The organism is Amphibacillus indicireducens, assembly GCF_039539605.1.
In the GTDB taxonomy this organism is placed as follows: domain Bacteria; phylum Bacillota; class Bacilli; order Bacillales; family Amphibacillaceae; genus Amphibacillus; species Amphibacillus indicireducens.
In genome coordinates, this window is sequence record NZ_BAABDL010000094.1 from 15,241 (window position 1) to 37,582 (window position 22,342).

Sequence of the window (22,342 nt, forward strand, 5' to 3'; positions counted from 1 at the left end):
TTGTGATCACAATATTTAACAAAAACAGCACCTCTATGAGATGCTGTTTCACTAATCAAAATGTTCCTTTTCGTGATCATTAAAGTGATTCAATTTTAATTAAAGTCTAATAAGAAATATTTCTTCTTTCCTCTGCGGATGATCGTAAATTGATCGTCAATTCGATCAGCGTCTGTTAATTCATAGTGAAGTTCTTGCTGTCGCTCACCATTAATGTAAATCGCACCATTTGTAATATCTTCCCGTGCTTGTCGTTTAGATGAAGAGATGTTTGCCTCAACTAAAAGATCAACTAATGGTTTTGCTTCTTTTTCCATTTTTACAGTTGGTACATCTTTAAAGCCTTGTTTAATTTCAGTCGCATTTAGTTGCTTAATGTCCCCACTAAATAATGCGTCAGTAATTCTTTCTGCTTGTCGTAAAGCTTCTTTTCCATGAATAAGAATCGTTAATTCTTCAGCTAAGCGTCGATGTGGGAGTCTTTTTTCTGGTGCTTGCTCTAGTTCAGCAGCTAATGCTTCAATTTCAGCGTGTGATAAGAATGTAAAGTATTTCAAAAATTTGATCACATCGCGGTCATCAGTGTTGATCCAAAATTGGTAAAATTCATATGGTGTTGTTTTTTCAGGATCTAACCATACTGCTCCACCAGCTGTTTTACCAAATTTCGTACCGTCTGCTTTCGTAATCAATGGCACAGTTAACCCAAAGACTTTAACTTCTTCATCACGTGTACGACGAATTAACTCCATCCCCGCCGTAATGTTACCCCACTGGTCACTTCCACCAATTTGTAATGTACAATTTTCCCGTTCAAACAGGTTCATAAAGTCATATGATTGTAAGATCATGTAGCTAAACTCGGTAAAACTAATCCCCTGTTCGAGTCGTGACTGAACGGAATCTTTAGCCAACATGTAATTCACACCAAAATGTTTTCCAGTGTCTCGTAAAAAATCAATGATTTTTAACTCACCTAGCCATTCCCCATTATTCCGGGCGACTGCGCCGTTTTGTTCATCACCAAAATCAAGAATATTAGCAAGTTGTTTTTGTATTTGTTCACTAAAATAGTTAACAGTTTCAACATCATTTAATTGACGTTCACTCGTTCGACCACTTGGATCACCTATCATTCCAGTTCCACCACCAATTAAGGCAATTGGACGATGCCCTGCTATTTGAAATCTTTTTAAGATTAAAGCAGGAACTAAGTGACCAATATGAAGACTATCGGCCGTTGGATCAAATCCACAATACATTGTCACAACGTTTTCAGCTAAATGTTTTTTCAATCCTTCATAATCCGTTGTTTGTTGAACGAGTCCCCTAAGTTCTAAATCTTTAATAATATCCATTTGTCATTCTCCTTTGTCATTAAAAATCCAAACAAAAAAGTAGATCAAATCCCCAAAAAGGGACGAGATCTACTCGCGGTACCACCCTCGTTGCAATTAAAAATTGCCACTTCTTTTTGATAACGATACATCACGTACCGTCCCTTATCCATTACATAAAGGAAAAGCTCAAGAATTGTAATTCGCTTTATTACTTACACTGATTCACACCGACCATCAGCTCTCTATTTGTAGCGGTAATAAAACTACTCGATTCTTTCATCACTTAAATTTATATATTTTAACTATTATTATCACATTTTGCTGACAAAGGCAAGGGGTTATTTAAATTTATTAATAAAAAGGTAATGACAAACTAGTAAATATGTTATAATATGAGATGGAAATTTAGGAGGTTATTATATGAACTTTCAAGATAAATTAAAACAAATTGGACAAGGAATTAAGACTTTTATCGATAAAGGAATGATTCAAAGATTCTTTCGTGTTTCCTATGATGTGATTTGGAATATCATCCTCTTCTTTCTTGTAATTGGATTGCTATTCTTCTTCTTTATCGGAGGAATTGGAGCGGGTTATTTTGCCTCACTCATTAAAGACGAACCGTTGCGCTCAAGTGAAGAAATGGTTAGTGCAATCTATAATTATGAAGAAACATCAGAAATTTACTTCGCTAATAATGTCTTTTTAGGCGAAGTTAGTTCTGACCTCCACAGAGACGTGACAACATTAGACAAAGTTTCTCAAGACATCATCAATGGATTAATTGCGACCGAAGATGAATATTTTGAAACACATGAAGGGATTGTTCCAAAAGCGATTTTAAGAGCTGTGTTTCAAGAAGTAACTGGATCTAATGTTCAAACAGGTGGAAGTACATTGACACAGCAAATTATTAAAAATCAAATTTTAACGAACGAAGTGTCATTTGATCGAAAAGCAAAAGAAATTGTATTAGCGATGCGGTTAGAAAATTTTATGGAAAAAGACGAAATTCTTGAGGCTTATTTAAATATTTCCCCATTTGGGCGTAATTCGAACGGACGCAATATTGCTGGGATTCAAACTGCCGCACAAGGAATCTTTGGCGTTGATGCAGATGAAGTTAATCTTGCTCAAGCCGCATTTTTAGCAGGCTTACCACAAAGTCCGATTGGTTATAGTCCTTTTACAAACGTTGGTACAGTTAAATCTGAAGAAGGACTTGAGGCTGGGTTAAGTCGAATGGAAACAGTGCTTTCAAGGATGCTTTCCGCTGGCTACATTACTGAAGCACAGTACCAAGAAGCACTTGAATTTGATCTAATTGGTAGCCTAGCAGAGCGATTACCAACAACATACGATGAGTACCCTTATTTATCTGAAGAAGTTCGTCGCCGTGTTGAAAGTATTTTTAAAGAAAAGCTTGCATTAGAAGATGGCTATACACTTGAAGAATTAGAGTCAAGCGCAGAATTAAATGAGCAATACCAGATTTACGCTGCACGTGAATTGTCACAAGGTGGCTACAAAATTCACACAACTATTAATAAAGAAATTTACGATAAATTTCAAGAAGTGACTGCAAATTTTAATAATTTTGGACGCGATAAAACAGCGATTGTTCGTGAAGGCAATGAAACGAGAACAATTATGACTGAAGATCCTGAAACCGAAGAATTAATTCCACTCGTCCAGCAACAACAGGCTGGAGCGGTTTTAAGAGATAACGCAACAGGTGCGATTATCGCCTTTGTCGCGGGACGCGATTTTGAGCGAGATAATGTGAACTTTGCGGTTGGAACAACGAGAAGACAAGTTGGGAGTACGGCAAAACCAATTCTTGTTTATGGTCCAGCCTATGAAGAAGGTGTCTTACAACCGGGATCAATCTTACCTGATGCTAAGTTTGTCGATAACAGTGGACCTAATGCTTGGAGCCCTTCTAACTTTAGTAGAGGAAGATATTATGGCTTAGTTACTGCGAGACGAGCAATGGTGTCATCATATAACGTTTCCACTGCATATGGTTATATTCAATTGTTAAAACAAGCAAATCCGATCCCAGATTATTTAGTGAAAATGGGCTTTGACCATATTCCTGAAAATCAGTATCGTTTGCCAGCGATGGCTCTAGGTTCTTTTGAAGCGACAGTAGAGGAGAACACAAGTGCTTTCTCAACCTATGGAAATAACGGTCAATTTGTTGATAGTTATATGATTGAAAAGATTGAAACTATCGATGGTGAAGTCGTTTATCAACATGAGAGTGAACCTGTCGATGTATTTAGTCCACAGACGAGTTATTTGATCATTGACGTCATGCGTGATGTTCTTACTAGCGGGACAGGCGGGACAGCTAGAGCGAACTTAAGAAACCCTGGTGTCGATTGGGCTGGAAAAACAGGTACGTCAAATGATCTTGTCGATGCATGGTTTGTCGCAACAAACCCCAATGTAACATTAGGGACATGGATGGGCTACGGTTACAGGCAGTCACTAGATGATGGCTATAGTGGTCGTAACCAGACATACTGGGCTCAGCTTGTTAACGCGGCTACTGAAATTGATCCAGAGTTGATGGCGCCAGCTGGTCGATTCCAGCAGCCTGGCGGACTTGTTTCACGGTCATTCTCGTTAGTCTCAGGGCAACCACCTTCTGAGATCACTCGATCACTCGGGCTAGTTGGCTCTGATTTATTTAATGCAAATTTTGCCCCTACAGGTACAGATAACAGTCTGATTAAAGGAAATTACGTAATTGTTGACGGTAAAGCCGTTATCCCTGGTGATCAAACACCAAGTGAGTTTATTCAAGGAGATGGATTGATCTTTAATCCTGAGTGGTTAAGCGATGTCGGTTATGATAAGCTTGACGATATTAGTCAACTTATTCCACTAAATAACTCCGCTTGGGAAGGCATTGAATTTCCTGAACTAGAAGCGAGTGATATTCAAGATACGGGTAAAGCACCTAGTACTCCTCGATCATTAGCTAAATCAGGTAATACTTTGAAGTGGAACGCATCATCAAGTAATAATGTCGTCGGTTATCGCGTCTATCGCGCCGCTAATCCAGATGATAATCAGTTTAACCTTGTAGATGCTGTGATAGAAACGGAATTAAATGTTGGGAATCGTGATGCTGTCTATCTCGTCGTTGCAGTTGATTATTTTGGTCGAGAATCTGAACCAAGTGAGATTTATATTGATGGTGATTTTGAAAAAGAAGATGAAAATAACGACAATGAGACTGACTCTCCTGGTGATAATAAAGGGAATAATGAGAACAACGGTAATAACGGAAATAATGAAAATCCACCAAGCTCAGATGAAAGCGATGAGAATGATTAATTAAACACAATAAAGCACCTAGCGTTTGAGTTACATCTAAACGCTAGGTGCTATTTTTATGATCTTTAATTCGGTCCTTCTGTTAGCTCTAAGATAACAATTTCGACTCGGCGATTTTTTTGCCAATTATCGGCTGAATCATTTGGCACAATTGGTCGTGTATCACCATGACCTACAGCAATAAAACGTTCTGCATTAAATTCCCCCGAATCTAAAATATGGCGAATCACGCTACTGGCTCTTGCACCAGATAGCTCCCAGTTAGAAGGATACTGTCTCGTTGATATCGGACGACTATCAGTATGCCCCTCTACACGCACATAATTAGGAATATTGCTGAGGAGTAGGGCAACTTTATCTAAAAATGGTTCACCTTCAGCCTTAAGTTCAGCTTCAGCCGAATCAAATAAAATCCGCTCTTGTAGTATGAGCACAACCCCTTGATCTGTTCGATTCGCGGTGATAAAATCTTGCAGTTGATTCTCTTCTAGGAAACCCTCTACCTCGCTTAATAACTGCTCTAGAGACATTTGATTTTGTGTTAATCCTTCTGATCCAATAAAGTTTTCCTTCTCCAAATCTGCCTCTTGCTCACGAGAAGGCTCAAAGTCGATTGCTGATGGTGAACCTTCAAAGAAAATAACCCGATTACGAAAGGATTCTGCAACTGCTTCAAATCGAGCAACATCAATTTGAGACATCGAGTAAAGTAAAACAAAAAAACATAACAGTAATGTAACCAAATCAGAGTAGGTCGTCATCCACGCTGGACTACCACCCTCCGCTGGCTTTTTCTCACGACGCTTCATTTGATAAGTCACCCACCGTATCTTCGTTATTTTCATCGCGACGTTTTCTCATATCGCTTGATAAAAATGCACTTAGTTTCTCTTTAAGTATACGTGGATTTTGTCCAGACTGAACACCAATAACACCCTCGATAATAACTTGCTTCATAAAAACTTCTTCTTCAGACTTTAATTCAAGCTTACCTGCCATCGGTAAAAAGATAAGGTTAGCTAAAACAACCCCATAAAACGTTGTAATCAATGCAACGGCCATCTGTGGCCCTAACATCGACGGGTCATTTAAGTCGTTAAGCATTAATACGAGTCCGATTAATGTTCCAACCATTCCCCAAGCCGGAGCATACTCTCCCGCTTTTTCTAATATTTTACGGCCATTGGTATGGCGATCTTCCATTGCGATAATTTCTGCATTCATAATGTCTTGAATCACTTCGGGCTCAATCCCATCAATTGCAAGTAAAACGCCTTTCTTAATAAAAGGATCTTCTACTTCTTCTAATTCATTCTCTAATGATAGCAAACCTTCTCGTCGTGCTCTTTCAGATAATCGTTCAAACAGTGAAATTAACTCAGGTAAATCATAATGATTTTTCTTAAATGATTCCCTAACAACCCTACCCATTAATTTAACTTGACTGACATTAAAGTTAATTAGGATTCCTGCGATAACACCACCGAAAACAATAATAAATGATGGTACGTCAACAAAGCTTAAAAATCCAAATAACCCAGCACTTGAAAATATTCCGTAAGAAATCATTAGAAGTCCAAACACTATACCCGATGATGTTAAAATATCTCTACGTTTCATATACTCTCTCCCCAACATAAATACTTATCTATTTCCTAATGTCATCAAAATTGAATGACTAATACTTGTATTATCGGAAATTTTTTTATTTTGTTGAGCTTCTTTTAATAATTTGATGTGGCAAAATCACGTTCGATTCTTCTACTTCTTCTTTGTTCATATATTTTGTTAATAAGCGCATTGCAACCGCTCCAATGTCATAAACAGGTTGAACAACAGTCGATAGTGTTGGACGAATCATCATTGCCAAGCGTGTATTATCAAAGCCAATTACTTCAACATCCGCTGGTACATTTAAGCCGAGATCTTGAATACCATGGATCACGCCCAAAGCAATTTCATCAGAAGCAGCAAATATTGCTGTCGGTTTTTCTGTTTGATCAAATAATGATTCAACAGCTTTAAGTCCAGATTGATAACTTAAATCACCACGAAATACATTAGTCTGATCAACCGTTAGCTCAATTTCTTCAAGCGCTTGTACAAAGCCTTGATGTTTAGCTTTGTTAGCCGTTGTTTCATCAAGTCCTGTTACAAATGCAAGCTTTGTGTGGCCATTATCAATCAATAGTTTCGTTGCTTCATAACCCGCTTCTTCATAATCAATATTAACAGATGGAATGGCATTCGTTGGTTCAATCGTTGCAGCTAGAACGATTGGCACAGGAGATGTTTTAAACTCTTTCAAATGCTCATCTGTCAATCGGCTTCCCATATAGACGATGCCATCCACTTGTTTTTCAAGCATCGTATTAATTAGTTTGATTTCTTTGTCAATATTTTGATCAGAGTTACTCAAAATAATGTTGTATTTATACATGTTTGCAATATCATCAATTCCACGTGCCAATTCAGAGAAAAACATATTTGAAATATCGGGAATAATCACACCTACAGTCGTTGTTCTCTTACTAGCTAAACCTCTTGCTACAGCATTCGGACGATACCCTAATTCTTCAATTGTTTTCAAAACTTTTTTACGTGTTGCCGGCTTAACATTTGGGTTTCCGTTAACAACTCTTGAAACGGTAGCCATTGATACATTTGCCTCTCGTGCAACGTCGTATATTGTTACGTTCATCTCATCAACCTCCATTAATTTATTAGCTTATTTGGTAGTTACAGTATAGCATAGATAAGCTCTTTCCATACTTGTTCAGTATGGTTTTGATTACATAATAGCAATATAAGAAACTAACTTTTATCCGGGAATGATCGCTCATTTCCGAGATAACAAAATTTTTATTCGACAGTTTATTCCCATATTATCTATTTAACAGTATAGCAAATTAATTGTCACAAGTCTGTTAATATTTTTCAAAGCAAAAGAAAAGACCTAATTAACCCCTTTAAAAGGTGAATAATTAGGTCTTAGCTCTTATTTTTTATTAACTACTTCTGAGTAAAATTGATCAAATTGATCAAAGTCCATTTGCTGTTGTGCATCTGATAGAGCAACAGCTGGATCAGGGTGCACTTCTGCCATCACACCATCTGCACCAATTGCCAAGGCTGCCTTAGCCGCAGGGATAAGTAAATCCCGACGTCCTGTAGAGTGAGTAACATCTACAATGACTGGTAAATGCGTTTCTTGTTTTAAAATTGGAACAGCAGTAATATCTAATGTATTTCTAGTTGATGTCTCATATGTTCTAATTCCGCGCTCACATAAGATAATCTCACCATTACCACGTGAGTGAATATACTCTGCTGCATTGATAAAATCAGAAACAGTCGCTGACATGCCTCGCTTAAGCACGATCGGTTTGTTCACTTCTCCTGCTGCTTTTAGTAATTCAAAGTTTTGCATATTACGTGCACCAATTTGAATCACATCCAAGTATTCAGCAGCCTTTTCTACATCTGAAGGATTAACAATTTCACTAACAACAGCTAAACCATACTCATCAGCAATTTCCTTCAATATTTTTAGCCCATCAAACCCGAGTCCTTGGAAATCATATGGTGACGTTCTAGGTTTAAACGCACCACCACGAATAATCTTCAGGCCCTTATTTTTAATCTGCTCTGCAACTTGAGCTACTTGGTCGTAACTTTCAACTGCACATGGACCAAAGATGTAATGTGGTTCACCATTGCCAAATTTAGCACCATTGACATCAATAATCGTGTTTTCAGTTTTCCTTTTTCGAGAAACAAGTAAATCATTACTATGATCTTTTTCTTGTAACTCTAAACCAGCCTTAAAAATTTCTTTAAACAAATGAATAATAGTTGCATTCTTAAATGGACCTTCGTTATTTTTCTTAATTCGCTCCAACATGTCACGCTCTCGAACGGGGTCATACTTTTTGTCAGCACCATGGTTTTCTTTTGCTTGTGCAGTTTGCTTAACAAGCTCACCTCGTTTGTTAATCAACTCTAGTATTTCTAGGTTAACACCATCTAACTCTTCTCTTAATTGCTCTAACTCAGTCCTACTCACTTAAAATCCCCCTATTCCTTAATGTTTTTTATTTTACACTCATAAACCAAATCAAATTTGATTCAGTAAAAATAATAATAGCTTCACCAATTAAATAAGAATTAAAAATCATTATAGCTAAAAAAACAGCACTTGTCACTATATTGTTTAAATATTTTGTATTTTCTCTTAATTGATCAAGATAAATATGGATAAATATGCCTTCGTTCATAACAATACTTATTGTACAGACCTGACAAACTCTATTATAATTAGGTTATACATCATTTTAAATCTGTTAAACTTAAATCAACAAGTATCAGGGAAGAAAGGATAAATTGCAATGGAAAACATAATTTTTACTCTCGATATTGGAACGAGATCAGTCATCGGATTGCTCCTAGAAGCTAACGGAAAAAAATACAAATTAATTGATTATGTCATGCATGAACACGCTGAACGTTCAATGCTAGACGGGCAAATACACGACATTGTCCTCGTTTCTGAAGTGATCAGACGAGTTAAAACTGAATTAGAAGAGAGAAACTCAATTCAATTGACAAAAGTGAGTGTCGCAGCTGCAGGACGGGCATTAAAAACAAAACGAACAACGATAACAAAAACAATTGATCAGCATCCATTAATGAATAAAGAGGATATTTTATTCTTAGAATTAAGTGCCGTTCAACAAGCACAGCATGACCTTGCAATTGAAGAGAATAATAAAAATAATCAAATCCCTTATTATTGCGTGGGCTACTCTGTGCTACAATACCGCCTCGACCAAGCAAATATCGGATCATTAATTGATCAACAAGGTGAACTCGCTGAAGTAGAAATCATTGCAACTTTCTTACCAAAGATCGTTGTTGAATCTTTATTATCAGCATTACAACGTGCTGATTTAGAAATGGCTGCACTAACATTAGAACCGATTGCTGCGATTAATGTGTTAGTACCAGAATCGATGCGTCGGTTAAATGTAGCGTTAGTTGATATAGGAGCAGGTACAAGTGATATTGCGATAACTGATGAGGGTACGATTACAGCATACGGCATGGTTTCTAAAGCTGGTGATGAGATAACCGAAGCAATCAGCGATCATTATTTATTAGATTTTAATGAAGCTGAACGGATTAAACGTGAATTAACGGATCACGGTGAAGCAAATGTTACCGATATCCTCGGGTTTGAACAAACAGTTACAATCGATTCTTTATCCAAGAATATTAAACCTGCGATTGAAAAACTGGCTCAAGAGATTGCTAATAAGATTTTTTCATTAAACAATCGCTCGCCAATGGCGGTCATGCTCGTTGGTGGGGGAAGCTTAACGCCAAAAATAACGGAAGCGATTGCAACAACATTAAATCTACCTAGTAATCGGGTCGCCACTCGCGGTGTTGATGCGATTCAAAACTTTGAATCACTGATTGAAATTCCACCTGGACCAATGTTTATTACGCCTATTGGGATCGGGGTAGCTGCCCAACAAAATCCAGTCCATTATATTAGTGTGACAGTCAATGATCGCGCAGTTCGTCTTTTTGATATGAAACAGCTCACTGTAGGTGATTGTTTATTAGCGGCAGGCATTCATATCGATAAAATGTATGGTCGCCCTGGAATGGCTTATATGATTACATTTAATGATCAGCAAATTACCTTACCTGGTACATATGGACAACCACCTAAAGTTAATTTAAATGGTCAACCAATAAAGGTTGATCATCCAATCAAACACGGTGACATTTTACATGTTACGAAAGGTGAGGATGGAGAAGAACCAGTTGTCACGATCAAAGAGGTGATCGATGATTTTGATCAATTTCCGATCATATTTAATGGCGAAACCTTTCAAGTTGAACCGAGCGTTTACGTGAATCAAACGAAAGCATCTCTAGACTATATTTTACAAGATCATGACGACGTTACTATAAAAAATTCGAAAACATTACTTGATTGGCTCAAAACAGCTGGCAAAGAATTTGTTTTAGCTGATCTAGAGAAATATTCAGTCTTCTTAAATGAGCAAAGTGTCGAGTTCGAACAATTCTCAGCACAACTTAGGATTAATAATAAACGTGCAGATCTAAACCAAAGCTTGAAGCCAAATGATCATATCACGTATACACCGAGTAAAAAGGTAACTGCGAAAGATATACTCACTGCCTTTAAGCTAAAAACTAAAGCCAAGTTGAATGTTGTCTACAATGGTGAGCGCGTTACACTTGATAAAACTGTGGCTGTTCTCGAGCAAAACAATCAACCACTGTCCGACAATGATCCAGTTCAGTCTGGTGCAAAATTAACAGTGCGTGAAGTCGATGATCAATCATTTATTTTTCAAGATTTATTTCGCTTTGTTTCAATCGATCTTTCCAAGGTTAAAGGAAATCTTACGATTCAAAGAAATGGCGAATCAGCGACATTCCTTGACCCACTAAATGAAAACGATGAAATTGAAATTATTTTTTAACAAGCAATATCAGTAGCGTTGCATAAAAAATTAAGATAAAACCAAGTGATATGATTAGTTCTAAGTAAGAGGATCACACTCGCAGCTGAGAGATGTTTCGCTTTCCTACGGGCAGGTGTTTATGGTGGGACGAGTAATCGCAGTCCCAAGGCTTGAGCTAACTTTGTCAAGCATAGATCGCTTGTCAAAGTGGATCTCAAGCTCTTGCTTTTCCCGTGGGAGTCTACACATCTCTCATCTGCTAAATTGTATCTTTCATGCGTTGTATTGCTAGTGCTCTTTATTATCCTGTAGGAAAGCAGACATTAACGTAGGGAAAATATGAAGACACCAGCGGGAATAGCGTGAGCCGAAGATCCACTTGGGGGAATGTTAGACTAAGATCGCCACGTCGTGTGGCAACGTCTAACTGACCCACATCCTGTGCGCCCGAGGCACGCCCGCGGTAAGCGAAATATTTTCCCGTAGCGGTTGTATTAATCGATCAATATCCGTTCTCTCAAACCACAACGATAAGACTTGACATAGGAAAGAAAAGTTTATGCAATGCTACTGAAATAATATAACTTAATATCACAAGGTAGGTCTTCGCACTATGTTGAGACATCTAAGCCTAATTAAAGTATCTCAATATAAAGAGGAATTCTTTCATATCTATAAATCCTATGAAAAGGATACAAAAATCGTGATATGAGCTATTCGTCGGGGATCTGACTTATAATTGCTTTAATACGATAAACTGTTAGACATTGCTCATAAAGCGATCCTTAGCTATGTGACAAGCACGAAGTTCATCCACAATTAACAGATTTTATCATCAACAAAAAACGAATCCCATTTTGAGATTCGTTTTTTGTTGATTACTTTTCTTTCACGTCTTCTGCTGCTTCTTCGATCGCATCTTTTACCTTTTCTGAAGCTTCTACGGCTGCTTCAGCTTTTTTTGTAGCTTTATCTTTTACATCTTCTGCCTTATCTGCAACCTCTGTGACTTTGTCTTCAGCTTTCTTTTTCGCTTCTTCTGCTTTATTTTTAATCATATTTTTTGTCTCTTGATACTTTTCTTCAAATTCTTGTTTTTTCTCAGTAACGATATCTTGTATGTGTGCTGATTGTTCTTTAGCGTATTTTTTAAATTCATCGGTCTTCTCGTAAGCGACATCTTTTAACTCAACAGCTTTATCTTTCAATTCATGCGCACCTTTATTAATGTCACCTCGTAATTCTTTCCCTGATTTAGGGGCAAACAAAAGTGCTAATGAAGCACCTACTAGTGTACCGACTAATGATCCGATTAAGAAATCTTTTGCATTAATATTGTCATTCGATTTGTTTGTCATTTTTAAATTCCTCCTATTTTATCATTATGATTCATTATAATTGATTATTCTTTTTACTTCTACGTTTGTTAATCAGTTCCATAATAACTGTTCCCCATTTAACGAGTTGGGCAGTTTCTTCTTTATTGTCTAACGCGATTCCCGTTACTGAATTCGAGAACTGTTGCAGTGATTGATTAAAGCCAGTAATCGTTGTACCCAAACCAGATACACTATCAACTAAACCATTTAAACGTTGTGATTTATCACTAATGTCATCAGCTAGAGCATTCGTTCGATTTAAGAGTAGTGTCGTTTCTGTTGTGATACCTTCCATTTGTTTTTCAAGACCTTCAAGTGTATTAGCAACACTTCCCATCGTTCGTTCAGTTTCTTTTAATACTTTAATGAGGTATACAACCAGCGCCACAAAAGCTAGCGCGAAAATGATTGCCGAAATGTACAATAGATTTTCCATTGAATTGATCGACTCCTTTTATATGTAATTTTATTTTTAATATACTCATATTTACCCTTTTAAACAACTAATAAACATTCCCATATTATAAAATGATCTTAATTTAGCATGTTTATACATGGAAAAAACCGCTCAATAATCCAATAATTCATGACTTGTTCTTGAGCGGTTTTACCCTAGTTGTCTGTCGCTATTTCTTTATATGCTTGTTGGAATTTTTGAATATCACCTGCGCCCATAAAAACGAGGATACCGTCTCGATTAGCTTTTAACTGTTCAGTCGTTTCAAGGGTCAAAATTTTACTATCAGGAATTAAAACTTGTAAATCTTCAATCGATAATTTTTTATCTGCTTCACGTGCTGAACCAAAAATATCACATAAAAATACTTCATCTGCTAGTTTTAAAGCCTCTGCAAATTCATTGAGAAATATTTTTGTTCTCGTATACGTATGCGGCTGAAAGACTGCCGTTACTTTACGCTCTGGATACTTCTTCCGAGCAGATTCAATTGTAACTTCAATCTCTTTCGGATGATGTGCATAATCATCAATAATGACCTGCTCATTTAATTTTTGCTCAGAGAAACGACGCTTCACACCAGCAAATGTGGCGAGATGCTTCATTTCGTCTGCGGACATTCCTTCATAATGACAGAGTGCAATCACTGCCAATGCATTCAAAACATTGTGATTTCCATACATTGGGATCGTGAAAGTGTCAAAAAAGTTGTGCCGAACATAAACGTCAAATTGTGTGCCCTCTTTTACTTCAGTCACATTTTTTGCTTGAAAATCATTCGTATCACTGAAGCCATAATAAACAACGGGAACTTTCGCTTGAATCTTTTGCAAATAGTCATCATCACCAGATGCAATAATGCCTTGTTTCGCTTTTTCAGCCATCTCTTGAAATGCCGAAAAAACATCATCAATACTCGAAAAATAATCTGGGTGGTCAAAATCAATATTGGTCATGATTAAGTAGTCAGGTTCATACGCCAAAAAGTGGCGCTTATATTCACATGCTTCAAAAACAAAATAATCACTTTCTTGGTGACCCAAGCCCGTGCCATCACCGATTAAATAAGAGATCGGATGTGTTTCACTTAAAACATGAGCTAACAAACCTGTTGTCGATGTTTTACCATGTGAGCCTGTGACAGCAACACTTTTATAATTTTTCATCCATTCTCCGAGAAAATCATGGTAACGATAGATCGGTAAACCTAATTTTTTTGCCTCAACAATTTCTTCATGGTCATCGTTAAATGCGTTACCAGCAATAATCGTATAGCCTTCTTTTATATTCTCTTTCGAAAATGGTAAAATCGGAATATTTTTTTCATTTAATGCTGCATCTGTGAAAAATGTTTTTTTGACATCTGAACCTTGAACACTTTTACCAGCGTCATATAAGATATGGGCGAGTGCACTCATACCTGTTCCTTTAATGCCAATAAAATGGTAAGTCGTCATAAATGTGTACCTCCAAGGTTTTCTACTAACAAAATTTAAAACGAACAATTATTACCCAATAAGTTATTATAACATAACGTGAAACTTCAATCAGTCAAGGTCTCACTGACAGTTGCACTGCGATAATTTGAGTCATATCACAGATTGAACAGCAATTATTTTTTATAATCTACTTTTTCCAATCTTGGATTTGGTTGTTGTTGACGTCCTGCTTTTGATACAGGCTTGCCATTAAGGACAACGTTATCACCTGTGAAACCAATATTAATATCTAATAAGTTTCTGCCTACTCCATAGAGATCAACTGGGACATTTCTCTTTTCAAACATGCGAATTTTTTCTTCGGTAAAACCACCGCTAGCCATGATTTTAACGTGCTGGTAGCCTTCATCGTCTAATGCTTTACGTAAAGCAAAAATCAATTCCGGATTCACTCCACGTGGATCAAATTTACCAAGCAAATGTGCATTTCTTAAGAAATATTTATCAACCATATTTCCTGATGTATCAAGGCGAACACATTTTAAAGTCTCACCAAATTCACGGGCTACTTTTAGAGCATCCGTTATGACATCATTATTATAATCAATTAAGACAGTTAAGTCATCTTCAGGATAGACATCGTGATAGGCTTTTGCCGCTGCGACAGTATCACCTTCAAAGAGCTGGATTAATGCGTGTGGCATTGTTCCCATTCCTGTTTTACCCCACCATTCATTCATTGCGTGAGTGGCTTGGGCTGTAGAACCTCCAATAAAGGCCGCGTAACCATCACCAGCTTGTTGCGTATAATGATCATCTCGATCACCCATGAAGATAATTGGTTTTTGTTTCCCTGATGCTCTACCCGCTTTTACAACATTATACACATTTGTTGCAACAGATGTTCTTCTTGCTAAAATACCGTCGATGACACCTTCTAAATAACCAAACGATTGATATGATCCTTTAATTGTCAGGACTGTTTCGAATGGTGAAATTTTGTCACCATCTTTTAACGAGTGAATTTCAAGTTCTTCTGGATTGTCTGCAAATGTATGTAGTAAAGCAATCGCTTCATCCGTTCCACATAAAACAGCTTCATCTTTTTGAAAAAACTGCATGACGACTTCATTATTAGGTTTTGTTTTTTCAGCTATTTCTTTTGTTTTTAGAAAGTAAACAGCCGAGAACCAACCTTCTTTAAGGCGTTGATCGAATTTAAAGGTTTCATTTGTTAAACGATCAATTTCGCCATTTAGTTTCCTTGCGAATTCTTTTTCCATTGGTATCACACCTCATTAACTTATCTTAGAGTTTGGATTCATTTTGTTTATCATATAAGAAATCAGTTGATTACTCAAGCATAATTATTACCTAGATACTCTGGATCAACTATAGTCTTCTTTTGTTGCTAAGATGGTTCGTGGCTTACTACCATTTTGACCAGATATGATCCCGTTATACTCTAATGTGTCAATCAATCTAGCAGCACGGTTGTAACCGATTTTAAAGCGTCGCTGTAAAAGTGATGTTGATGCACTATTATGATCGATGACGAATGCAACAACTTCATCATAAAGTTCATCTTCACTTTCTTCTTGCTCAATTTTTTCTAACAAGTCTTCCTGTTGAAAGAGGTATTCAACCTGCTCTCGTTTTCTAGCGTCAGCCGTGATTCGATCAATTTCTTCATCAGAAACAAATGCACCTTGAATCCGTAATGGATGTCTCGCACCGTTTTCAACGAATAACATGTCACCTTTCCCTAATAAACGTTCAGCCCCACCTTGATCAATAATTGTTCGTGAATCAATTTGGGAAGCGACACTGAAAGCAATTCTTGTTGGTATATTTGCTTTAATTAATCCGGTGATCACATCAACTGACGGTCGCTGTGTCGCAAGTAATAAGTGAATCCCACAAGCACGAGCTTTCTGGGCAATTCGGCTAATAGAATCTTCGACATCTTGCGGTGCAATCATCATCAGATCGGCTAGCTCATCAATGACGATCACTAGATAAGGCATTTTTTCTTCACCGCGAGCTTGCTCGACCATTTTTTGATTATAGCGTTCAATATCACGAGCACCCGTCTGAACAAATTTTTGATAGCGCTCTTCCATCTCTTCAACGGCCCACTTCAATGCCTGTGTTGCTGCCTTTACATCCGTAATAACAGGTGAAACAAGATGAGGGATATCGTTATATGATGCAAGCTCCACCATCTTTGGATCAATTAATAATAAGCGCACATCTTTTGGGGTTGCCTTAAAAATTAATGAAACCAAAATCGTATTGATGCATACACTCTTCCCAGATCCTGTTGCGCCAGCAATTAAGCCATGTGGCATTTTATGAATATCAGTCACAACTGGACTTCCCGATATGTCTAAGCCTAGACCAATTGTTAATGGTGACTTAGCTTCTTTAAACCGATCCGTTGCAAAAATTTCATGTAAACTAACAGGAGAAGCCACTTGATTTGGAATCTCAATCCCGATCGCATTTTTCCCTGGAATAGGCGCTTCGATCCGAATATCTTTAGCAGCCATATTTAACTTAATATCATCACTTAAATTACGAACTTTGCTCACCTTAACGCCAGTCTCAGGTTTGATCTCAAACCTGGTTACAGTTGGTCCCTGCATGACATTGACGACATGTGCATTTACGTTAAATTCAGCTAAGGTTGCTGTTAATTTCTCAGATTGCTCCCGAATCCAATTTTGATCTTGATGCAAGCCATCTGAATGATCATTAAGCAAGTGTAAGCTAGGCATATCTTGCTTAGAAGTCTGTTTCTGCTGACGCTTTTTTTCTTCTAACCTACGTTTGTCACTCGGTGTCATGATCACATTATACGGTTTAGAATCTTTTTTAATTTCACGATCGACTATTGTCTCGTTGACTGTTTCCTCAACGTTGGCTTCATTTAAATCAAGGTTTGACTCTAACTCAGCAGCGTTAATCTGTTCGTCGGCTACCTGACGACGATTTCTTCTCGCTAATCTACTCTCTTGTCGTTCTTTTATTAAAGAAGTATGTTCAATTGTAGCCTGAACTTTTTCACTCTCATTCTCGACTTTCCCAGATTGATCAAGCGTTTTAACGGATCGATCCTTCAAACGCATCTCGCGATCTCGCCTTAAAAATGCTGGTTTTTCTAGTGGCTGATCATGATGATTACTCGAATCAAACTGTTGCAGCCCATGAATTGGAGATGCAAAATCTGAAGGTTTAAACGGACGTTTCTTAGTTGTTTCTTCAACTTTTTCATTGTGAAAATCTTGATTACGTCGTTTAGCTTCACGTTGCAACTCACCAACAGTTGGCTGATCAATCGGCATTGGGAAACGAAATGAATCTTTTTTTGGATATTGGAAAGAAACTTTCGCTTCGATTCCAGCTTTATTTTGCTGCTGATTAATCAGGTCGTGATTGTGTTCAGGCTCTGATTCAGAAGCAAATAGTTGTTTAAATTTATTGATAAATCTATCTCTCATTCGTTTTCACTCTTCCATTGCAATCATTACTTCTTATTTTAACAGACTTTTAGTAGAAAAAGCGTAAAAGAGTGATTGCTCCTTTACGCTTCAAGTTATCGATTAAAAATTGAAAGGTTGCCCCGCTTCAACATCACCCGTTAGCACATAAATTCCTCTTTCTTCAGGAGCATTAGGTAAACCTAATTCCTTCTGAGAACAAATCATTCCAAACGAATCAACGTCACGTAATTTGGCAGCTTTAATTTCCAATCCACTCGGCATAATTGCACCGACCTTTGCAACGACAACATGCTGACCTGCATCAACATTTGGTGCACCACAAACGATTTGCACCGTTTCATCACCTAAATCAACTTGACAAACACTTAATTTGTCCGCATTCTCATGTTTCGCTTTTGACTTCACATAGCCAACAACAAACTTTGGTGATAAATCAACATCTAACAGATTTGGAGCCTCATTTTTCACAAAAATTTGATTAATTTCAGCTTGCAATTCCTCAGTTAATTCATGCTTACCATTCGTTAGTTCGAGGTATGTCGAGCTATTAAAAATATTGTAACCATTGATTTGCTCTGACTCCGTGTCATAAATCTCTATAACATCACCATACTTACGAAAGTCAGTTGTTTCTCGATTCCCTTGTTTTAAAGGGATAAGCAGTACATCACCGATCCCAACTGAATTATAATAAATCGCCATCTCATTCATCCTTTTCTCTGTTTTTCTGATCGATTGGTTTTTTCTTTGCTAAAATAAAAATCGGTTCGAGCTTTCTATTTTCAAAAAGAAAAGACAACGCCGTAATTGGCACACGCCCTTCAGCAAAATACTGCATCGCCATTTGTGCTAAAATATCATAACCCATATCATTTTGGACATCAGCGAGAATTAACGTGTCTTGATGTGGAACAGCGATCGCAAACTCCCCTTTGGCTTGATCTTTCATTTCGATTAACCAAGCTTCATTTAAAATGCGACTCGCATCATAACCATCGTTCGCTGAGATAAAATAAAAGTCATTATCAGCAACCGTATCTTTTTTCAGTTCAATTGGTAGTGACTTCATATTAAATAATGCGATTTCTTTTAAATGTGTCTCCGTCCAATTTGCCTCGTCAAGTAATGCTTGATCAATTAGTTGATACGTTTGACCAAAATCAAGGGCATAATAAATCCGCGTTTCAGCGGTATGCTGATGAAAAATTAACTTTTTTCCTGCTTTTGATTCGACTGAAAAAGATGTGCTTCGGATGACAGGTAAAATCTTTTTTTCATTGCCGACTAGTTTGGCTTGTTGACCAATCATCTGGAGTGACATTTTAACATGAGAAACAATTTCCTCAATCACACGTTCGCCATTTTGCTCATACTTAGCAACGATATTAGGCAAGGTAATATTGACACCTTTACCCGTATCTTTCCACTCTACCCGATATTGATCTTGATCACGTTTAAATGATGTTCTCCATTCTGTTCCGGAAAACATCTGGTCAAGTTTCTTTTTTAATTGAATCGTTGTTAAAGCCATTGTTATTCCCCCTTCCGAGGTCTAATAATCCCGTAGTACATTGTAACATGACTTTAAAAGAGATGAAAATAAAAGCACCATTAGGTACTTTTATCTTCATCTTCTATGTTAATTTTATGCTGCACTTACCTTTGTTAAAAACGCCTCAATTTCCGCACGTGTTTTTCGATCTTTACTGACAAACCGAGCAACTTCTTTACCTTGATCAAATGCTAAAAAGCTTGGAATACCAAAAATATCATATTTAATGCAGAGATCAATAAATTGATCGCGATCGACAAGGATAAATGTCAGTTCACTAAATGTTGCTTCTAACTCAGGTAATATCGGTTCAATTACACGGCAATCTGGACACCAATCAGCTGAAAAAAGAAAGACGGTTTTGCCTTGTTCCAACTGTTGATAAAATTGTGCTTCTGTCTGTAAGTTTTCCAATCTAACGTTCCCCCTAGATTTTATTCATAGACAAGTTCTTGATCGCCATATTTAATCCAGCCTTTCTTACGCATCCACTCAGAGACAAGTAAACTAACAATAGCAGGACCAATAATATGAACGAGTAAAACTTGTAGAAATACTGGGAAAGTAAAGCCCATCGTTTGAAAGGCCATCACTTGACCAACAAACCCCGACGTACCCATCCCAGCGCCTGAAGGATTATTCGTCATTTGAAGCCAAACAGTTCCAATTGGTGCCATTACGATTGATGCAACCGTCGGCGGAATCATAATCAACGGTCGTTTTAAAATATTCGCAACTTGAAGCATTGACGTCCCAATTCCTTGAGCAAGTAATCCACCAACGCCATTTTCACGATAACTACTCACCGCGAACCCGATCATTTGTGCCGAACAACCAATCGCAGCTGCACCAGCCGCTAAGCCATCAAGCGATAACATAATCGCAATTGCCGCACTAGAAATAGGCGCGGTTAAAGCCCAGCCCATTAAGACCGCAACAATAATGCCCATCACGAACGGTTGTTGCGTTGTTGACCAGTTGATCACTTCGCCTAGGCCTGTCATAAACGCTCCAATTGGAGGACCAATAAATTTCCCTACCATATATCCTACCACAATCGTGAATAAGGGTGTTAAGATTATGTCCACCCTTGTTTCTTTAGAAATGACTTTCCCGGCTTCAGTCGCGAAAACAACACTGACATATGCTCCAACTGGACCACCCAAACTATAACCAAAGGCACCAGCAAAAAGCGTTGAAAATAAAACGAGTGGTGGTGCTTTTAAACTGTAAGCAACAGCTATACCAATTGCCCCACCAACTACTTTACCATCCATCGCAAATGTACCCATTTCCATTAAAAACTCACTGAAAACAGAATCTCCAAAAAATCTTGTCAATTGTTCTCCAAGTGTATTAATAATAAGTCCGATAATCAGAGATGAGAACAACCCAAGCGCCATATAACTCAAGGCATTAATCAAGTATGTGTGTGCTGATAATTCAATGTTTTTTCTTTGTAAAAAATTCTTCAACGTCGATTCCCCCTTTTCAATTCTTATTTATTCTACACCAAGTTATTACACCTGACAAGACAGTTAATCATTAAAAATAAACCCCAGCTCAGCTGAGGTTTATTACTCATTCCTTTATTCTTCTATTGTCGATACTTCAATTGAATTAATCATATCGACCATTTGATTAAATGTATCTTCTAACTCTCTAAGTGAGACGTGTGTTGTAAGACGTAGCCCACCCACTCCAACTTGGAGCTCAAAATCTTCCTCTACTTCACTAACTTTGACGTAGATTAAGCGTTCATCGTCTTGATAGCTTTCTAGCAATAAATAGTTGCCTCTTCTTTTTTCTGCTAAATAAAATGCATCACTTGTAGGTGGCTCCAATTGATTATAGAACAAAATATAGGTTTGATCTTGATCATTAAAAATCAAATTACCATCTGACTCTTCGATGATCTCAATATTTTCTGGGAAATATATATTAAAATGGTCAAATTCCACATTTGGTTCTGGGCTTTGACGATTAAAAGACGTTTGAATTGTTTCACTAATATTTTCTAAGACCTCTTCTTCAGATAGCCCACATCCACTAACAATTAAAATCGTTAAACCGATCAATAGCAGGCCAATCATTTTTTTACCCATAATTAACTCCTTTCCACAAAAATAATTCACACTAATCATACTACAAAAAATCAGAATAACAAGCAGATGAAATCATTTTTCACACTTTCTCCACATTATTGAAACATTCTATTCACTAAAGTATATTGACCTTTCAGTTGTTTGACGACGTGTTCAAACATTTCACTTCTACTCAACTCATTATTTGTTAAAATCCCAATTGTTCCTTGATCGTGGCGAACATTTTTCTTTTCTGCATAGTGATCAATAATATCTCCAAGTTCTTGACCAGCAAGTAGTGCATCCGAAATTGAATCAGGTAATGGAATCCTTGCCCCACTGGCAATGTACACACGACCAGCCTGATCAACTAATGCTCCCCAATTACAGAGCAGCAATTGATTATTTAACTTCATCACTCCACCCTCAAGACCAATTCCAATCACACCAAGTTCAGAATTTCGACAATACTTTGCTCTTGTGATCGCTCCAGTCAACGTTTCCTGATCACTCATCGGCTGATCCGAAACTCCTGATGGTGCCTGCCGACCAACAACCTCATTCTCAATAAATACTCGTTTAACCGCAGATATTTTCGTTTTATTTTGTGACCCAACGATGATTTTCATACGTAAAAATTGAACCTCCTAAAATTAATTAGTGTCTACTGAACAAATACTATTCTTCTAAAATAGTCTGTCTTAGAGTGGGAATAATCAATTTTAATC

18 protein-coding genes and 1 other annotated feature are annotated in these 22,342 nt (G+C 37.4%); of the genes, 2 read left to right on the forward strand and 16 right to left on the reverse strand.

What is annotated here, in order from left to right; genetic code table 11:
- Positions 1-95 precede the first annotated feature (95 nt).
- Positions 96-1,358, reverse strand: a complete 1,263-nt coding sequence (gene tyrS, locus ABD814_RS08950) for a tyrosine--tRNA ligase (RefSeq protein WP_344912375.1) — start codon at positions 1,356-1,358, stop codon at positions 96-98.
- 55 nt (positions 1,359-1,413) lie between these two features.
- Positions 1,414-1,629, reverse strand: a binding site (T-box leader).
- A gap of 131 nt (positions 1,630-1,760) precedes the next feature.
- On the opposite strand from tyrS, the gene ABD814_RS08955 reads away from it, so the two are divergent.
- Positions 1,761-4,691, forward strand: coding sequence for a transglycosylase domain-containing protein (locus ABD814_RS08955; protein WP_344912377.1), 2,931 nt, complete (start codon positions 1,761-1,763; stop codon positions 4,689-4,691).
- Between the two features lie 65 nt (positions 4,692-4,756).
- Here the strand turns inward: ABD814_RS08955 and motS are convergent, their stop codons facing one another.
- From motS to ABD814_RS08975, 4 genes are all read right to left on the reverse strand, one after another.
- Complete coding sequence (motS, locus tag ABD814_RS08960; protein WP_344912379.1) at positions 4,757-5,500, reverse strand: flagellar motor protein MotS; 744 nt, start codon at positions 5,498-5,500, stop codon at positions 4,757-4,759.
- On the reverse strand, positions 5,487-6,311 hold the full coding sequence (gene motP / locus ABD814_RS08965) for a flagellar motor protein MotP (RefSeq protein WP_344912382.1): 825 nt from the start codon (positions 6,309-6,311) through the stop codon (positions 5,487-5,489). The genes motS and motP overlap by 14 nt, the downstream gene beginning before the upstream one ends.
- Positions 6,312-6,396: 85 nt before the next feature.
- On the reverse strand, positions 6,397-7,392 hold the full coding sequence (gene ccpA / locus ABD814_RS08970) for a catabolite control protein A (RefSeq protein WP_344912384.1): 996 nt from the start codon (positions 7,390-7,392) through the stop codon (positions 6,397-6,399).
- Positions 7,393-7,689: 297 nt separating this feature from the next.
- Positions 7,690-8,757: a bifunctional 3-deoxy-7-phosphoheptulonate synthase/chorismate mutase gene (locus ABD814_RS08975; protein WP_344912386.1), complete on the reverse strand. Its 1,068-nt coding sequence runs from the start codon at positions 8,755-8,757 to the stop codon at positions 7,690-7,692.
- Between the two features lie 322 nt (positions 8,758-9,079).
- On the opposite strand from ABD814_RS08975, the gene pilM reads away from it, so the two are divergent.
- Complete coding sequence (gene pilM, locus ABD814_RS08980; RefSeq protein ID WP_344912388.1) at positions 9,080-11,215, forward strand: pilus assembly protein PilM; 2,136 nt, start codon at positions 9,080-9,082, stop codon at positions 11,213-11,215.
- Between the two features lie 860 nt (positions 11,216-12,075).
- On the opposite strand, the gene ABD814_RS08985 is transcribed toward pilM, so the two are convergent.
- The 11 genes from ABD814_RS08985 to ABD814_RS09035 form a co-directional block, all read right to left on the reverse strand.
- Positions 12,076-12,555 (reverse strand): YtxH domain-containing protein, encoded by a 480-nt coding sequence (locus tag ABD814_RS08985; protein WP_344912390.1) that lies wholly within the window; start codon positions 12,553-12,555, stop codon positions 12,076-12,078.
- Positions 12,556-12,589: 34 nt separating this feature from the next.
- Entirely contained in the window at positions 12,590-13,012 is a 423-nt protein-coding gene (locus ABD814_RS08990) for a DUF948 domain-containing protein (protein ID WP_344912392.1), read from the reverse strand.
- Between the two features lie 176 nt (positions 13,013-13,188).
- Entirely contained in the window at positions 13,189-14,490 is a 1,302-nt protein-coding gene (gene murC, locus ABD814_RS08995; protein WP_344912394.1) for a UDP-N-acetylmuramate--L-alanine ligase, read from the reverse strand.
- A gap of 155 nt (positions 14,491-14,645) precedes the next feature.
- A complete protein-coding gene (locus ABD814_RS09000) occupies positions 14,646-15,755 on the reverse strand; it encodes a nicotinate phosphoribosyltransferase (RefSeq protein WP_344912396.1) in 1,110 nt (369 codons plus the stop codon).
- Between the two features lie 105 nt (positions 15,756-15,860).
- The gene (locus ABD814_RS09005; protein WP_344912398.1) at positions 15,861-17,975 is read right to left on the reverse strand and encodes a DNA translocase FtsK; all 2,115 of its coding nucleotides are present in this window, start codon (positions 17,973-17,975) and stop codon (positions 15,861-15,863) included.
- A 102-nt stretch (positions 17,976-18,077) separates the two neighbouring features.
- Positions 18,078-18,680, reverse strand: a complete 603-nt coding sequence (ytpR, locus tag ABD814_RS09010) for a YtpR family tRNA-binding protein (RefSeq protein WP_344912400.1) — start codon at positions 18,678-18,680, stop codon at positions 18,078-18,080.
- A gap of 1 nt (position 18,681) precedes the next feature.
- Positions 18,682-19,509 carry a DUF1444 domain-containing protein gene (locus tag ABD814_RS09015; RefSeq protein WP_344912402.1) on the reverse strand — a complete coding sequence of 276 codons (828 nt, stop codon included), beginning with the start codon at positions 19,507-19,509 and terminating at the stop codon, positions 18,682-18,684.
- 114 nt (positions 19,510-19,623) lie between these two features.
- Positions 19,624-19,944, reverse strand: a complete 321-nt coding sequence (locus tag ABD814_RS09020; protein ID WP_344912404.1) for a thioredoxin family protein — start codon at positions 19,942-19,944, stop codon at positions 19,624-19,626.
- 20 nt (positions 19,945-19,964) lie between these two features.
- Positions 19,965-21,005 (reverse strand): PTS sugar transporter subunit IIC, encoded by a 1,041-nt coding sequence (locus ABD814_RS09025; protein WP_344912405.1) that lies wholly within the window; start codon positions 21,003-21,005, stop codon positions 19,965-19,967.
- A 114-nt stretch (positions 21,006-21,119) separates the two neighbouring features.
- Positions 21,120-21,635, reverse strand: coding sequence for a hypothetical protein (locus ABD814_RS09030; protein WP_344912406.1), 516 nt, complete (start codon positions 21,633-21,635; stop codon positions 21,120-21,122).
- A 95-nt stretch (positions 21,636-21,730) separates the two neighbouring features.
- Positions 21,731-22,243: a DUF84 family protein gene (locus ABD814_RS09035; protein ID WP_344912408.1), complete on the reverse strand. Its 513-nt coding sequence runs from the start codon at positions 22,241-22,243 to the stop codon at positions 21,731-21,733.
- Positions 22,244-22,342: the final 99 nt, after the last annotated feature.

Bases quoted from the DNA above. Each gene is read 5' to 3' on its own strand.
- motP (WP_344912382.1), bottom strand. From the start codon at position 6,311: ATGAAACGTAGAGATATTTTAACATCATCGGGTATAGTGTTTGGACTT.
- tyrS (WP_344912375.1), bottom strand. From the start codon at position 1,358: ATGGATATTATTAAAGATTTAGAACTTAGGGGACTCGTTCAACAAACA.
- ABD814_RS09015 (WP_344912402.1), bottom strand. From the start codon at position 19,509: ATGGCTTTAACAACGATTCAATTAAAAAAGAAACTTGACCAGATGTTT.
- motS (WP_344912379.1), bottom strand. From the start codon at position 5,500: ATGAAGCGTCGTGAGAAAAAGCCAGCGGAGGGTGGTAGTCCAGCGTGG.
- ABD814_RS09005 (WP_344912398.1), bottom strand. From the start codon at position 17,975: ATGAGAGATAGATTTATCAATAAATTTAAACAACTATTTGCTTCTGAA.
- ABD814_RS09035 (WP_344912408.1), bottom strand. From the start codon at position 22,243: ATGAAAATCATCGTTGGGTCACAAAATAAAACGAAAATATCTGCGGTT.
- ABD814_RS08990 (WP_344912392.1), bottom strand. From the start codon at position 13,012: ATGGAAAATCTATTGTACATTTCGGCAATCATTTTCGCGCTAGCTTTT.
- ABD814_RS08955 (WP_344912377.1), top strand. From the start codon at position 1,761: ATGAACTTTCAAGATAAATTAAAACAAATTGGACAAGGAATTAAGACT.
- ABD814_RS09030 (WP_344912406.1), bottom strand. From the start codon at position 21,635: ATGGGTAAAAAAATGATTGGCCTGCTATTGATCGGTTTAACGATTTTA.
- ABD814_RS08985 (WP_344912390.1), bottom strand. From the start codon at position 12,555: ATGACAAACAAATCGAATGACAATATTAATGCAAAAGATTTCTTAATC.
- ytpR (WP_344912400.1), bottom strand. From the start codon at position 18,680: ATGGCGATTTATTATAATTCAGTTGGGATCGGTGATGTACTGCTTATC.
- murC (WP_344912394.1), bottom strand. From the start codon at position 14,490: ATGACGACTTACCATTTTATTGGCATTAAAGGAACAGGTATGAGTGCA.
- ABD814_RS09000 (WP_344912396.1), bottom strand. From the start codon at position 15,755: ATGGAAAAAGAATTCGCAAGGAAACTAAATGGCGAAATTGATCGTTTA.
- pilM (WP_344912388.1), top strand. From the start codon at position 9,080: ATGGAAAACATAATTTTTACTCTCGATATTGGAACGAGATCAGTCATC.
- ccpA (WP_344912384.1), bottom strand. From the start codon at position 7,392: ATGAACGTAACAATATACGACGTTGCACGAGAGGCAAATGTATCAATG.